Source organism: Pseudomonas sp. SC3(2021), from assembly GCF_019856535.1.
GTDB lineage: Bacteria > Pseudomonadota > Gammaproteobacteria > Pseudomonadales > Pseudomonadaceae > Aquipseudomonas > Aquipseudomonas monsensis.
The window spans coordinates 4,796,150-4,810,834 of sequence record NZ_CP082236.1; the positions used below are offsets into that span (position 1 = coordinate 4,796,150).

Consider the following 14,685-nt stretch of genomic DNA (forward strand, 5'->3'; position numbering starts at 1 on the left):
CTGCCGCGGGCAGTTCCTGCAGTGCAAGCATTCAGGAGTTTTATATGAGCTACGAAACGATTCTGCTGGAAGTCCACGACCGTGTCGGCCTGATCACCCTGAACCGCCCCCAGGCGCTGAATGCCCTGAATGCGCAACTGGTCAGTGAAGTGAATCACGCCCTCGATGGCCTGGAAGCGGATGCGAACATCGGCTGCATCGTTATCACCGGTTCGAAAAAAGCCTTCGCCGCCGGTGCCGATATCAAGGAAATGGCCGAGCTGACTTACCCGCAGATCTACATGGATGATCTGTTCAGCGACAGCGATCGCGTCGCCAACCGTCGCAAGCCGATCATTGCGGCAGTCAACGGCTTCGCCCTCGGTGGCGGCTGCGAATTGGCGCTGATGTGCGACTTCATCCTGGCCGGTGACAACGCCAGATTCGGTCAGCCGGAAATCAACCTCGGCGTGCTTCCGGGCATGGGCGGCACCCAGCGCCTGACCCGTGCCGTGGGCAAGGCCAAGGCCATGGAAATGTGCTTGAGCGGGCGCATGATCGACGCGGTGGAAGCCGAGCGTTGCGGCATCGTCGCACGGATCGTGCCGAGTGATGAGTTGCTCGACGAAGCGCTGAAGGTCGCCGCGGTGATTGCCGGCAAGTCGCTGCCGATTGCGATGATGGTCAAGGAAAGCGTCAACCGTGCCTTTGAGGTCAACCTCACCGAAGGCGTGCGCTTCGAGCGCCGAGTGTTCCATGCGGCGTTTGCCACGCAGGATCAGAAGGAAGGGATGGCGGCGTTTGTGGCCAAGCGGGCGCCGGAGTTTCAGGGCAAATAATGCAACCTTTGAGCTGACCTCATCGCGAGCAGGCTCACTCCTACAGTGGAATTGCGGTTGACACAGGTTCTGTGTACATCCGAAGACCCTGTAGGAGTGAGCCTGCTCGTGATGCTTTTAGAGCTGGTAGTTCTTCAGCTCCCGCGCAATCACCATCCGCTGAATCTCGCTTGAGCCTTCATAAATCTGGGTAATCCGTGCATCGCGGTAGTACTTCTCCACCGGATAGTCCTCCAGATACCCATACCCGCCATGAATCTGAATCGCCGAGGAGCAGACCTTCTCGGCCATCTCCGACGCGAACAGCTTGGCCTGCGATGCCTCCGACAAGCACGGCTTGCCCGCCGTACGCAGTCGCGCCGCATGCAAAATCATCAAGCGCGCGGCGTTGATTTGCATCTGCATGTCGGCCAGCAGGTTGGCAATGCTCTGGTGTTCGTTGATCGGTTTGCCGAACTGGATGCGATCGCGGGAATACACCAGCGCCGCTTCGAACGCGGCGCGAGCAATGCCGAGCGCCTGAGCCGCGATGCCAATGCGGCCGCCCTCAAGGTTGGACAAGGCAATCGCCAGGCCCTTGCCGCGCTCGCCGAGCAGATTGGCCTCGGGAATGCTGCAGCTGTTGAGCGTCACCGCACAGGTGTCGGAGGCACGGATGCCCATTTTGTGTTCGGTGCGATCAACAATGAAACCGGGGGTATCGGTGGGTACGAGGAACGCCGAAATGCCTTTCTTGCCCAAGTCCGGATCGGTCACCGCAAACACGATCGCCAGTTTCGCCCGTTTGCCGTTGCTGACAAATTGCTTGGCGCCGTTGATCACCCACTGGCCGTCGCGCAGTTCGGCGCGGGTGCGCAGGTTGTGCGCTTCAGAGCCGGCCTGTGGTTCGGTCAGGCAGAAACAGCCAATCACCTGACCGCTGGCGAGGTCGGCCAGCCAGGTGTTTTTCTGCGCTTCGCTGCCGTAATTCATGACCGGCCCACAACCTACCGAGTTGTGGATGCTCATGAAGGCGCCGGTCGCGCCGTCGCCTGCGGAAATCTCTTCCACCGCCAAGGCGTAGGCCACGTAGTCGACGTAAGTGCCGCCCCATTCCTCAGGTACGACCATGCCGAGCAAACCCAGCTCACCCATCTTCGCCACCAGCGCGTCATCAATCCAGCCAGCCTTTTCCCAGGCCTGCGCGTGAGGCGCGATCTCGCCACGGGCAAAGTCCCGGGCCATGTCGCGGATCATTACTTGTTCTTCAGTCAGTTCGAGATCGTGCATGGCTCAGCTCCCGCTCTCAGCAAACCCGTGGAAGAAACTCGCGACATGCGCAGCGTCCAGCGCAGCAAGGGTCGGCGGGTTCCAGCGTGGTGTCTTGTCTTTGTCGATCAGCAGGGCGCGCACGCCTTCGATCAGGTCGCCGCGCTCGAACCACTGGCGATCCAGATGCAGTTCGAGGTCGAAGCAGTGTTCCAGGCTCAAGTGCCGGCCACGACGGAGCATCTCCAGCGTCACGGCCATGGCCAGCGGCGAACGGGTTTCCAGGAGGTCAGCGGTGGCGGTTGCCCATTCGTGGCTGTCGGCAACCGTGACTGCACGCAGTTGCTCGACCATGCTCGGCACATCGGGCAAGGCGAAGAAGTGGTCGATGACCGGACGCAGTTTTTGCAGCGGTGCATCGGCCAGGGTCTGCACGCCGTTTTTTGCGAGCAGGCTTTGCAGGTCCTTGAGCGGCGTGTCATGCCATTCCAGGTGATCGAGCTGTTCATCGAGGCTCGCCAGTTTACGGCTGTCGACATACCAGTCGGCCAGCCCGCAATACAGCGCATCGGCCGCGCGGATCTGCACGCCGCTGACACCCAGATAAATTCCCAGCTCACCGGGGATGCGCGGCAGGAAGTAACTGCCGCCGACATCCGGGAAATAACCGATCGCCACTTCCGGCATCGCCAGACGGCTCTTCTCGGTGACCACGCGCAGATCCGCGCCTTGCACCAGGCCCATGCCGCCGCCGAGGACGAAACCGTCCATCAAGGCCAGCACCGGTTTGCGGTAGTGATGAATCGTCAGGTCGAGGGCGTATTCCTCGACGAAGAACTCTTCGTGCAGCGTATCGCCGCTTTTGAAACTGTCGTAAAGGGAACGAATGTCACCGCCAGCGCAGAAGGCTTTTTCACCGGCGCCGCGTAGCACCACGGCGCGGACATCGCTGTCGGTTGCCCAGGTGTCGAGCTGCCGTTGCAGTTGGCGAACCATGTCGAGGGTGATGGCGTTGAGGCCGGCGGGGCGGTTGAGGGTCAGGTGACCGATGTGGTTGCGAACCTCGGCCAGCACTTCGTTTTGCGTGGCATCCATGGACGGTGTCCGCGGGGATGAAGCCTGAGCAGTCATCACTAACTCCCTGCTTTTATTGTCTTTATTCGAGAAGCTCGCGCGCGAGCGTTAGCGGATCGTAACAGTGCAAATTTGCCGTGTACAACGGGGATATGTGCAGGGGGAGTTTGCGTTTTTGCAGCAGGCGCAAGATTGTCTTTGTGGCGGGAGCTTGCTCGCGGCGGGCTGCGAAGCGGCCCCATTATTCAACACCATGGGGCTGCCTCTGCTGAGCAGCCGAGCTGGAGCAAGCTCCCTCACCACAAGGATTCAGGTCGTTATCGAGTGAAGACTTCGCCGATGCTACGACGCTTGGCGTGCAGTTCGCTGGCATGAATCAGTTGTTCGAGATCTTCAGGTGTAACGTCGATAAACGCTTCCATATCCGCCAATGCCAGTTTCAAGTCAGCGGCGGTGATGGCCTGGCTATCGACCGGCGTCAGTGCCGGTGCTGGTTCGGCCGGGCGTTTCGGGTAGCGGATGCGCGTCAGGTTGTTGTAGGTCAGAGCGCTGAGCAGCATGCACGCGGCGGCGAGCATCACCGGTTCCATGGCCTTCCAGTCCATTGCGATGGTGGCTGGATCGGCCAGCACCAGCGTCAGCGCGAGCGCACCAGCCGGTGGGTGCAGGCAACGCAGCCAGCACATCAGGATCAACGCCATGCCCGCCGCCAGGCAAGCGCTGCCGAGGGTTCGGCCGAGGACGTGGGCCACCAGCAGCGCGACAACGCTGGCGCACAAGTAGCCGCCGATGATCGACCATGGCTGTGCGAGGGCGCCGGAAGACACGGCAAATAGCAACACGGCTGAAGCGCCCAGCGGCCCGATCAGGTGATACGCGACCTCGATGCCGAACACCTGACTGCACGCCCACACACTGAACAAGGTGCCCAGCGCCATGCCGATGGCGGCGCGGCTCCATTCGGTGGGACGGGTGTTGATGGCAGCGGGCAACCAGCGAGCGAGCATTTAAATCGGGTCCTTGCAGCAAATTCGAGGCAAAAAAAAGGACTGTCCGGCAATCCGGAAAGTCCTCGAAGCGTTCCAACTATTGGGGGAGGAACGCGCACAGTGTGCCGTGCAAACTCGATGCTGACAAATTCATATAAATGCTGCTTCAGTGCATTATTTTTGAGTTAAAGCGACGCGTCTCCCGCTCATGAAGCACAGCAGTCCACCCATTGCGGTCAACGCGCTCAGCGCATAGAACATCGTTGGCGCCGGAGTGTGCATCAGCAGGAATCCGCAGATCACCGGACTCAACGCGCCGCCCAGAGCCGCCAGATTCTGTGCGCCGTAGTAGCTGCCACGCAATTCTTCCGGAGCCAGGGTGTCGACGAACAGGAACTCCGACGGGTAAATGATCATTTCACCCAGAGTGAAGATGAACATCGCGATGCACCAGGTGAGCAGGCTGTTGGCCAGACTGAAACCGATCAACCCAAGAATGAACAGGCTGGTGCCAGCAGCAATCCAGTAGCGCAACTTTTCGCGACTGAGGAAGCGACCGATCTGGTATTGCAGCAGGATCACCGTGATGGCATTGCAGGCGAGCAGGGCGGCCATGGTCTGCAGGGCGCTTTTCGAGTCTTCGACCACCAGCAGGTATTGCGACAGGTACAGGGTGAAGCGCCCGTGCACCACGGTGCTGAGCAGGCAACCGCAGGTGAACATGATCAGCGTGCGGTCGTTTTTCAGGGTGAGCAGGGTTTTCAGAAAGCTTTGCGGTTGGCCGATGGCGGTAACCGGGCCGGAATCCCTGGGAATCCCGCTCATCAGAAACACACTGGCGAAGGCAATCGCGGCGGCGATCAGGAACGGCGCAACAGGGTAGACCCCGGCAATCACCACGCCGAGCATCGGCCCGGTGGCGTAACCGATGTTGGTCAGCGTATAGCGCAGGGAGAACGCCTTGGCCCGTTGGCTCATAGGCAGGTTTTCACTGAGGATTGCCTTGGAGCCGATCAGGAACAACGCCGAGGCGGTTTCGGTGATGATCAGGGTAACGGTGGTCAGATAAAGGTTTTGGGCGAACGTCAGCAGGACAAAGCCCACGGCGCTGGAAAGCATGGCGAGAATCAGCAACCGGCGCTTTTCCAGGCGGTCGATGATGTAGCCGCCATACAGTGCGAGCAGGGTCGCGATGAACACCGCGATACCCAGGAGCAGACCGACGTCCTGCTGGTTTAGCCCGAGCTTGTTGCTCAGGAACAGTGTGAGCAGCGGACTGGTGATGGCGCGGCTGACCACGATGGTCAGCGAGACGATCATCAGGCGACGGATAACGAGCGAGTAGGTGGCCACGGTGGGGCGAATGTCCTTATTTCAGTTGTTTTTGTGATCGGCTGGGCACCGAGTCGGCTGCATCGCGAGGCGACACACTCATCACATCAGCCACCGATCCAGATCGCCCACAGATTCGAGGCTCTCCAGTCGCCGCACAGCGTCCAGCAACCCGTCAGCCTGCCCGCGCGGTAACACCCGCAACGCCAGGCTGAAAAACTTCTCCTCCAGTGCCGCATCACTCAGCGGATTGCCCGGTGCGCCCAGCGGCACCTCGACACACAGGCTGGCCATGCGTCCATCGACGGTGCGAAGTGTCAACCACGGCTCGCCATCCTCGGACAGCTGCGGATCAACTTCAAGGTGAATGCGCGTCAGCCACCAGGCGATATGTGGGGCATGGCGTGGCCCTTCGTCGTAAGCCTCCAGCCGACAGTGGCCATGCACCAGCCGCGACGCAAGTGCATACGGCAGGCTCATTTGCGCGGCAGCCAGACTGCCGACATCGCGCCCGCCACACATGTCTTGCAGGAACGGGCACAAACGCACCTGTACATCCTCGACCTGATCAGCGCCGACCTGCAGTTGCGCCAGCAACAACCCAAGCGCGTCGATGGCCGAATGCGTTCCGCGACAGGCCGCGTAGGGTTTGATCGAACAACGCGCGAGCTTCCACACCGCGCCCAGATCGGCGTCCAGCGCGTCAGGGCGCGCGTTGTCACCTGCGAAGGTCTTGAGAAAACCACCCCAGACTTCATCGAACAGTAGCGTGGGGCCGCTGATCCCCTCGCGGGCAAACCGCGCCGCCAGCAATCCGCCTTCGGCGGCGCGACCGCTGTGCAGTTTTTTACTCTGTGAGCCGTCGTGGATGAACGCCCACAGACCGCCACTGAAGCTGCCGGCGATGCCCAGCGCGGCCACTGTCTGCTGCACATCCAGGCGCAGAATCCGCGAGCACGCCGCCGCAGCGCCGAACACTCCGCAGGTGGCGGTCGAATGCCAGCCTGCGCCGTTATGCGCCGAATAGCTGCCACAGGCTTCCAGTACACGCCGGCCGATTTCATAGCCGATCACCACTGCCGTGATCAACTCGCGACCACTGATGGTCCTGTCGCTCAACGAAAGCGCAGCCATGATTGCCGGCAACACCACCGCACCGGAGTGATCGCAACCACCAGTGTCGTCCAGCTCCAGCGCATGGGCGGCGATACCATTGAGCAGCGCTGCCTGACCCGCGCCGACCCGAAACGAAGTGCCCCAGACGGGCACCGGACCGGACTCGCTTGCCAGCACGCGCCGCGACTGAAACGCCACGGCGCTGTCCGCCCCGGCCAGCGCTGCGCCAAAGGTGTCGAGGATGTGCCGCTTGGCTTGCTCGACGAGTGCCGGTGGCACATCGTCGAAGTGTGTCGCGACGCAAAACTGCGCCAGACGCTGCATGCGCTGGGTCATACGAGGTAGTCCCGATAGTGCCGCTCATAGACCGATGCCGGATGATCGGCGCTCACCTGTTGCGCCGATTGCGCCCACCACTGCGCGACCTCGGCGCCGCTGGCGATCCACACGTCGTCATGCTTTTGAATGCCTTGCAGCAATTCGCGCAGCACGCCGATCCGTCCTGGCGTGGCAATGATTTCCGGGTGCAGGCGCAGCACATAGCACAGACCGAACCGGTGGAACCCGGCGAAGTCCATCTGCAGGTTGTCCAGCGTGTGGCTGTAGGAGGCGATACGCGATTGTGCCGGCGGCACCGCCGGGCTCAGGTTGAAGGCGAAGTACGGCTCGTCTTCCAGTTCGTAATGCAGCGGTAGTTCGATGACATCGGGGGCCGTTGGATGAGCAAACGGCAAGTCGTCGCCACGCCACGATGAGCACCAGCGTATGCCATGACCCTTGAGCGCTTCGATAAACCCTGGCGCGCCGTTGCCGGCGGGAATGCGGAAGCCGCTCGGCCGTTCGCCGGTCAATGCGTGGAGCGCGGCACAACCCTTGGCGACCTCGGCACTTTGCGTCGCAAGGTCGAGAAGGTCGTAGTCCAGATGGCGATAGCCGGCGCAGGCAATCTCATGGCCGCCAGCCTTGATCGCCGCAATGTGCTGCGGGTTTTCCTCGGCGACGATACCAGGGACGAACCAACTGCTGGTCACCCCGAGTTCCTCGAACAACCGGAGCAGACGATCGACGCCGCGTTGCGTGCCATAGCGCCACACCGACAGGGTCTTGTCGCGTCCGGCCACTTCCGGGGCCTGAGTCAAAATGCCGTGGATGTCGTTGTAATCGACGGTCAGGACCACGGCGCAGCGCTTGCCTTCGGGCCAGACCTGGTTGGGCAAAACAGCGAAGTCAGCCATGGTGATGCTCCTTCAGCCACCAGCGGGCGACGTCGCGGCAAGTGGCGAACCACACGTCATCGCGTTGGCGCATGTGTTCGAAAAGTTGCTCCAGCAACAGGATGCGTCCCGGTTTACCGGTGATTTTCGGGTGAAACAGGGTGGTCAGGCACAGGCCTTCATCCATGGCGCCGTCGTACTCACGCTTCCAGTTATCGAGGGTCAGTGCGTAGCTGGCGGTGCGATCCAGCCCCGACGGGAAATTCGGCGCGCGGGTGTAGGCGAGAGAGGCGTAATCGTCCATCTCCCAACGACCGGGGATTTCCACCAGCGGTGTGCTGTGACCGGGGACGTTGACCAGATACGGACGATCATCGCCGCGCATGCTGCTGGAATAGATGACGCCGGCGTCAGCGAGCATCGCCGGGGTTTGTGCGCGCCAGTCGCCGGATGGTGTGCGAAAGCCTTCGGCGCGGATGTGCAGGTGTTGCCAGAACACGTCCCTTGATTTCGCCATCACGGCTTGCTGTTGTTCCAGCGTCAGGGCGTAGAAGGATTCGTGTTTGTAACCGTGGTAGGCCACTTCATGGCCACGTTCGACGATGGCCTGGCACTGCGTTGGCCAGTTCTCCACGACCCAGGCCGGGACGAAGAACGTGGTCGGAATATTAAAGGCGTCGAGCAGATCGAGGAGCCGGGGCAGGGCGCGGTAAGGGCCATAACCACCGAAACCGAAGTATTCGGGCTTGTGCCAGATCGAGCCGTTGAGCATCGCATCGCCGGTCGGGCCGTCGAGGTCGAAGGCCAGGGCGAGGCAGGCTTTGTGCTGCTCGGGCCAGGCCGGTTGAGGCAAGGAGGACATCACAGCGCTCCGTTATTCATGGGTGAACGCCAAATCCTGCAGGAGCTACCGCAGGCTGCGATCTTGAACGTGTTTTCAAGATCAAGATCAAAAGATCGCAGTCCGCGGCAGCTCCTGCAGGGAGCTGCGGCGAAGTGTTACTGACCGGCGTTGATCGTCACTTCCTTGATCGCGCCCAGCTCCAGGTCCCACTTCTTCAGAATTGCGTTGTAGCTGCCGTCATCGACCATGCTCTGCAACGCGACTTTTACCGCTGCGCTCAGCTCGGGTTTTTTCTTGCTCACGCCAAGGCCAGTGAACTGCACCGAGATCGGCTGGCCGACGGTCTTGTACATGTCCTTTTCCTGGGTCTTGAGGTACGACAGCGTTTCGCTGCCCTGCATCGCCGCATCGATCCGGCTCTGGCGCAGTTGCGCACGGGCGTCGGCCGAGCCTTCGGTGCCGATCACGTTGATCGCCGGTTTGCCGGCCGCCTCACAGTTGGCCTTGCTCCACGCGGCGATTTCCGCCGGGAATGTGGTGCGACGGCTGGTGCCGACTTTCTTGCCGCACAGGTCGATGATCTCGTTGGTCGCGGTGTTCTTCTGCAAGGTGTAGAACTGCGGGCCGCTGGTGAAGTAGTCGACGAAGGTCACACTGGCCTGGCGCTCGGCGGTGTCGGTCATGCCCGACAACACCATGTCGACGCGGTCGGTGGTCAGTGCATTGATCATTTGCTCGAAGCCGGTTTCCTGCCATTTGATCTTCACCCCCAGACGTTCGGCCAGCGCGTTGCCCAGGTCATAGTCCAGGCCTGTGAGGGTGTTGGTGGCCGGGTCCTTGAAGTCCATCGGCGGATAGTTCGGCATGATTGCCACGACGATCTCGCCTTTTTCCTTGATGCCGGCCGGCAGATCGGCGGCCACGGCAAAACCGCAAGACATGACAGAAGCGAGTGCAGCGGGGATTACGAAATTCTTCATGGTCGTTCTCTTATGAGTGTTGTGGCACCAATCGGTGCTTAGGTTCGAACGGCAGAAATGAAGCTTTGGGTGCGCGGGTTTTGCGGACTTATTAGTATTTCTTCGGGGCTTCCAGCCTCCACGATCTGCCCGCCGTCCATGAACACCATGCGATTGGAAACTTCGCGGGCGAAGCCCAGTTCATGGGTGACGACGATCATGGTCATGCCGGTCTGCGCCAGATCGCGCATGACCGACAGCACCTCACCGACCAGTTCCGGGTCGAGTGCCGAAGTGGGTTCATCGAACAGCATCAGTTTCGGGCGCATGGCCAGGGCCCTGGCGATGGCGACTCGTTGCTGCTGACCACCCGAAAGTTCGATCGGGTAGCTGTTGCGTTTGTCGGCCAGGCCGACGCGGGCCAGCAGTTCCAAGGCTTCTTCGTGGGCTTCCTTGGGCGAGCGCTTGAGCACCTGGCACGGGCCTTCGATGATGTTTTGCAGCACAGTCATGTGCGGAAACAGGTTGAAGCGCTGGAACACCATGCCGGTCGCCAGGCGCTGGCGGGCAATCTGCGACTCATTGAGTTCGTGCAGTTTGTTGCCTGCGACCCGATAGCCGACCAGTTCGCCGTCGACCCACAAGCCGCCCTTGTCGATCTTTTCCAACTGGTTGACGCAGCGCAGCAGGGTGCTCTTGCCCGAGCCGGACGGGCCGATGATGCACAGCACTTCGCCTTGCTCGACTTCGATGTTGATGTCCTTGAGCGCGTGGTACTGGTCGTAATACTTGTTCAGGCTGACGGCCTTGACGATGCTTCTCATGTTCGATTCCTCAAGAACGCTTGCCGGCGCCGCGAGCAAAGCGACGCTCCAGGCGGCTTTGACCAAAGGACAGCACGGTGACAGTGGCCAGGTACCAGATACCGGCAACGATCAGCAGCTCCATCACTCGGGCGTTGGCGTAGTAAATGTTCTGGGCGTTGTAGAGCAGTTCCGAGTACTGGATCACGCTCGCCAGTGAGGTCATCTTGACCATGCCGATGAATTCGTTGCCGACCGGCGGAATAATGATGCGCATGGCCTGCGGCAGGATGATCCGGCGCAGCGCCTGCAGACGCGGCATGCCGATCGACTTGGCTGCTTCGTACTGCCCGGTGTCCACTGACAGCAGGCCGGCGCGCACCACTTCAGCGGTGTAGGCGCCCTGGTTGATGCTCAAACCGAGCAGCGCTGCCACGAACGGGGTCATCAGGCTCACGGTGTCGAGTTCGAACAGCCCGGGAATGCCGATGGTGGGGAAAATCAGCGCCAGGTTGAACCACAGCAGCAGTTGCAGAATCAGCGGCGTACCGCGAAACAGCCAGGTGTAGGTCAGCGCCACGTAGCGCAGGATCGGGTTGGCCGACATGCGCATGATCGCCGTGATCACCCCGAACACGATGCCCAGCGCCATCGCCAGGACGGCCATGATGATGGTGTTGAACAGGCCCCACATGATCGCCTGGGAGGTCAGGAACTGGCCGATGTACGACCATTCGATCTTGCCTTCGGCGAAGGCGCGCACCAGGCCGATGATCGCGATGACGATCAGCGTGGCGAAAAAAATCCGCCCGTAGTAGCGCCGTGGCACATGCTGGTACTGGGTGATATCGAACTGGTTTTCCGCCAGTTTGCGCTCCGCCTGGAGTCGTTCTGCCTGAGTCTGGCTCATGGTGTTTCTCCGAACTGTACTTTCAAATCCAACACGATCACTGTGGGAGCGAGCTTGCTCGCGAATAGGCCGTGTCAGGCGACATCGAGGTTGAATGACACACCGCATTCGCGAGCAAGCTCGCTCCCACAAGGTTATGTGCCATGGCCGTTAGAGGCGGAAGCCCTGGTAGTTTTCCGTCCACTGCTGTTGCGCGGCGAGGGCGGTTTTCAAGCGGCCGATCTGCTCGCGCACCTGTTGCGGCGCGGTACCGCCCCAACCGCTACGGGCAGCGATGGCGGCCTCCAGCGTCAGGCTGTCGCGTACATCAGCGGTCAGGCGCGGATCGATCTCGGTCAGCAGCGCCGGCGAGGCTTCCCATAATTCGATGCCATGTTTCTCGCAGGCCTGCACCAGCGCGCCGGTGATTTCGTGCGCTTCCTTGAAAGGCACGCCGCGCATCGCCAACCAGTCGGCGACTTCGGTGGCGAGTGTGAAACCGAGAGGTGCCTGACGCCGCAGTTCTGCCACGTTGACGGTCATGGTCGCGACCATCCCGGCCATCGCCGGGAGCACCAGCAACAAGGTGTCGACACTGTCGAGCACGCCGTTCTTGTCTTCGCTCAGATCGCGGTTGTACGACAGTGGCAGGGATTTGAGCGTCGAGAGCAAACCGGTGAGATTGCCGATCAAGCGCCCGGCCTTGCCCCGCGCCAGTTCGGCGATGTCCGGGTTTTTCTTCTGCGGCATGATCGAACTGCCGGTGGCGTAGGCATCGTCCAGATCAACCCAGCGGAACTGGCGCGACGACCACAGGCAAAACTCTTCGGCCAGACGTGAAATGTTGATCCCCAGCATGCTGGCGATGAACAGGAATTCGGCCACGTGATCGCGGCTGGCGACGGCGTCGATGGAGTTCTCGCAGACGCCGGCATAGCCCATTTCCTTTGCCGATTGCTGCGGCTGGCGAGCAATGGCAGAACCGGCCATGGCGGCAGCACCGAGTGGCGACAACGAGGTGCGGGCGTCCCAGTCCACCAACCGTTGCACATCACGCAGCATCGACTGCGCGTGAGCCAGCAAATGGTGGGCGAAGACGATCGGCTGCGCCTGCTGCAAGTGCGTAAAACCGGGACAGATGCTTTCGACATGCTGTTCGGCCTGGTCGACCAGCGCCTGTTGCAGAGTGAGGACTTCCACGGCCAGGGTGCGCACATGGTCACGCAGGAACAGACGCAGATCGTTGGCGGTCTGGTCGTTGCGCGAACGCCCGGCGCGCAGCTTGCCGCCCAAGGCGCCGAGGCGCTCGGTCAGCAGGCGTTCGATGAAGGTGTGAACGTCTTCGTCGTCCAGCGTCGGGGCGATGCTGCCAGCGCGGAAGTCTGCACCGATGGCGTCCAGCGCGGCGAGCATGGTCCGGGTTTCCTGCTCGGTGAGCAGACCGGCACGCTGCAGTTCACCGGCATGCGCCTTGGAACCGGCCAAGTCGTACGGGGTGAGACGGAAATAGCGCTCAGGGCAACGGGACAACGCCGCCAGGGCAGCGGACGGGCCGCTTTTGAATCGGGCGCCCCAGAGACGGTCGGTGGTTTGAGACATTGGTTGTTTTCCTCGTCGGTAACGCGAACTGAAATCGGTGTGCATGACCTGCAAATTCCGGCTGAACAATCAGCGGACGGATTCAGGCCAAAGCAGTTTTCAAGAGGGCAGTTGCAATGTCGCGAGAGCTGATCGAAGTGTCAGCTTTTAATGTTTGGCGATCAGTCAGTTGGCACTGATGTTCGGGATTTTCTGGCAGTTGCCAAGCCGTGTTTTCTGTGATCATTATTATTAGTCGGCGATGTTTTTGTTGTTGGACACAGATTGTTGAACATTGCGCCAGAGGTAAATCAGCATTATGGAAACCCCACTTTCCAATTCCGGAAACCCGCCGGTCAAAACGGCTCACCGAGCACCGCTGGCCCTCAGCGGACTGGACTTCAAACTGCTCAAGGTGTTCAAGGCCGTGGTCGAAGCTGGAGGCTTCAGCGCCGCGCAGAACGAGCTGAATGTGGGCCTGGCGGCCATCAGCAAGCAGATCTCCGATCTGGAAATCCGTATCGGCATGCGTTTGTGTACCCGTGGGCGCGAGGGGTTTCACCTCACCGAAGAAGGGCGCCTGGTGTATCAGGCGTCAATTGATCTATTTGCCTCTGTCGACAACTTCCGTGACCGGCTTAGTTCTGCACAAAACGAACTTATTGGTGATCTGGGTGTGGGCGTTATCGACAATACGATCAGCGATCCTGGTTCGCCGTTAGTTGCAGCGCTGAAGAAAATCAATGAAGAGTCGCCAAAAGTAAGATTTCAACTTCAGGCGTCGCAGCTGGATGAGATTGAAAGAGGTGTCGTAGAAGGTCGATTAGTTGCTGGAATTGTTCCGGTTTATCAACGCCGTGAAGAGTTTGATTATTACTCGCTGTATGAGGAGCGCTCGCAAGTTTACTGTGCGCTCGGTCATCCGCTGTTCGATATGCCCGAGACGCAAATGAGCGGCAATGTGCTGCAGGATTACGAGTGCATCAACCACCGCTATGCGATCCACCGCGATAAGCTCAACTATGCGCGCTATGACAGTTTTTCCGCCTCTGCCACTCAGGTCGAGGCCGTGGCATTGCTGATCAAGACCGGCCGTTTCGTGGGTTTTCTGCCCGAGCATTACGCTGCAACACTGGTCGCGGCCGGGGAGTTTCGTGCGGTGCTGCCGCAGCGGATTCACATCGTTACGCCGTTCAATCTGATCCTGCGTCACAACACGGTGCGCAGTCCGTTGGTCAAGGCGTTTGCCCAAGCGTTGGGGGTCGATCTCAAGGCTGCGGTTTGAGTTCAAGATGCATGGCGCAACGCCGTTCAATCGGCAATCCGTGGGCTGCTTCGCTGTTTAACGCATCGAGTAGATGCGCCGGTGTTTCTTGCGGGGTTAACAGGCTAAAGCCGATTTTTTGATAAAACGGTGCGTTCCACGGCAGATCGGAAAATGTTGTCAGGGTGACGGCGCGAAGTTGCTGCTCAGCGGCGTACTCAATGGCCATCAACAGCAACTTGCGACCCATTCCCTGACCCTGAAAATGTTGGCTGACGGACAGTTCCTCAACGTGCAGTTGGTTGTCGACTTCCACCGCCCGCAGAAAACCGCCAAGTTGCTGATCAGTGTGTTCGGCCACCCACACCAAAACGCTGCGGATTGCCTGTAAGCGCTGTTCGGCATCGGGCACGGGGGCATCGGCCAGCCAGGCGAGGGTAGGGTCTACGCGAAACAATTCGGCGGCCGAACGTTCGATGGCGGGGAGGGCGGCGGCATCACGCTGCTGCGCCCGACGTACAACAAAATGCATGGTCACTAAATCCCTTCAGGTGCTG

Annotated in this window: 14 protein-coding genes; 2 read left to right on the forward strand and 12 right to left on the reverse strand. The window is 60.5% G+C overall.

Annotation, left to right across the window (positions count from 1 at the left end; translation table 11 throughout):
• Nucleotides 1-44: 44 nt before the first annotated feature.
• Complete coding sequence (locus K5Y35_RS21430) at nt 45-818, forward strand: enoyl-CoA hydratase (RefSeq protein WP_123468890.1); 774 nt, start codon at nt 45-47, stop codon at nt 816-818.
• Between the two features lie 117 nt (nt 819-935).
• Here the strand turns inward: K5Y35_RS21430 and K5Y35_RS21435 are convergent, their stop codons facing one another.
• The 11 genes from K5Y35_RS21435 to argH form a co-directional block, all read right to left on the reverse strand.
• Nucleotides 936-2,087: an acyl-CoA dehydrogenase family protein gene (locus K5Y35_RS21435; protein ID WP_123468888.1), complete on the reverse strand. Its 1,152-nt coding sequence runs from the start codon at nt 2,085-2,087 to the stop codon at nt 936-938.
• A gap of 3 nt (nt 2,088-2,090) precedes the next feature.
• The gene (locus K5Y35_RS21440; RefSeq protein ID WP_222832862.1) at nt 2,091-3,197 is read right to left on the reverse strand and encodes an enoyl-CoA hydratase/isomerase family protein; all 1,107 of its coding nucleotides are present in this window, start codon (nt 3,195-3,197) and stop codon (nt 2,091-2,093) included.
• Between the two features lie 260 nt (nt 3,198-3,457).
• Entirely contained in the window at nt 3,458-4,147 is a 690-nt protein-coding gene (locus tag K5Y35_RS21445) for an HPP family protein (protein WP_222832863.1), read from the reverse strand.
• A 156-nt stretch (nt 4,148-4,303) separates the two neighbouring features.
• Nucleotides 4,304-5,482, reverse strand: coding sequence for an MFS transporter (locus K5Y35_RS21450; protein ID WP_222832864.1), 1,179 nt, complete (start codon nt 5,480-5,482; stop codon nt 4,304-4,306).
• A gap of 81 nt (nt 5,483-5,563) precedes the next feature.
• Nucleotides 5,564-6,913 (reverse strand): MmgE/PrpD family protein, encoded by a 1,350-nt coding sequence (locus K5Y35_RS21455; protein WP_222832865.1) that lies wholly within the window; start codon nt 6,911-6,913, stop codon nt 5,564-5,566.
• Nucleotides 6,910-7,812 (reverse strand): polysaccharide deacetylase family protein, encoded by a 903-nt coding sequence (locus K5Y35_RS21460; RefSeq protein ID WP_222832866.1) that lies wholly within the window; start codon nt 7,810-7,812, stop codon nt 6,910-6,912. The genes K5Y35_RS21455 and K5Y35_RS21460 overlap by 4 nt, the downstream gene beginning before the upstream one ends.
• Entirely contained in the window at nt 7,805-8,653 is an 849-nt protein-coding gene (locus tag K5Y35_RS21465; RefSeq protein WP_123468876.1) for a polysaccharide deacetylase family protein, read from the reverse strand. Before K5Y35_RS21465 ends, K5Y35_RS21460 begins: the two co-directional genes overlap by 8 nt.
• A 137-nt stretch (nt 8,654-8,790) precedes the next feature.
• Complete coding sequence (locus K5Y35_RS21470; protein WP_123468874.1) at nt 8,791-9,615, reverse strand: ABC transporter substrate-binding protein; 825 nt, start codon at nt 9,613-9,615, stop codon at nt 8,791-8,793.
• 38 nt (nt 9,616-9,653) lie between these two features.
• Entirely contained in the window at nt 9,654-10,418 is a 765-nt protein-coding gene (locus K5Y35_RS21475) for an amino acid ABC transporter ATP-binding protein (RefSeq protein WP_123468872.1), read from the reverse strand.
• 10 nt (nt 10,419-10,428) lie between these two features.
• Entirely contained in the window at nt 10,429-11,307 is an 879-nt protein-coding gene (locus tag K5Y35_RS21480; RefSeq protein WP_123468870.1) for an amino acid ABC transporter permease, read from the reverse strand.
• Between the two features lie 150 nt (nt 11,308-11,457).
• Nucleotides 11,458-12,885, reverse strand: coding sequence for an argininosuccinate lyase (argH, locus tag K5Y35_RS21485; protein ID WP_222832867.1), 1,428 nt, complete (start codon nt 12,883-12,885; stop codon nt 11,458-11,460).
• A gap of 298 nt (nt 12,886-13,183) precedes the next feature.
• On the opposite strand from argH, the gene K5Y35_RS21490 reads away from it, so the two are divergent.
• Nucleotides 13,184-14,149 (forward strand): LysR family transcriptional regulator, encoded by a 966-nt coding sequence (locus K5Y35_RS21490; protein WP_123468866.1) that lies wholly within the window; start codon nt 13,184-13,186, stop codon nt 14,147-14,149.
• Here the strand turns inward: K5Y35_RS21490 and K5Y35_RS21495 are convergent.
• The gene (locus tag K5Y35_RS21495) at nt 14,133-14,660 is read right to left on the reverse strand and encodes a GNAT family N-acetyltransferase (protein WP_222832868.1); all 528 of its coding nucleotides are present in this window, start codon (nt 14,658-14,660) and stop codon (nt 14,133-14,135) included. The genes K5Y35_RS21490 and K5Y35_RS21495 overlap by 17 nt on opposite strands.
• Nucleotides 14,661-14,685 lie beyond the last annotated feature (25 nt).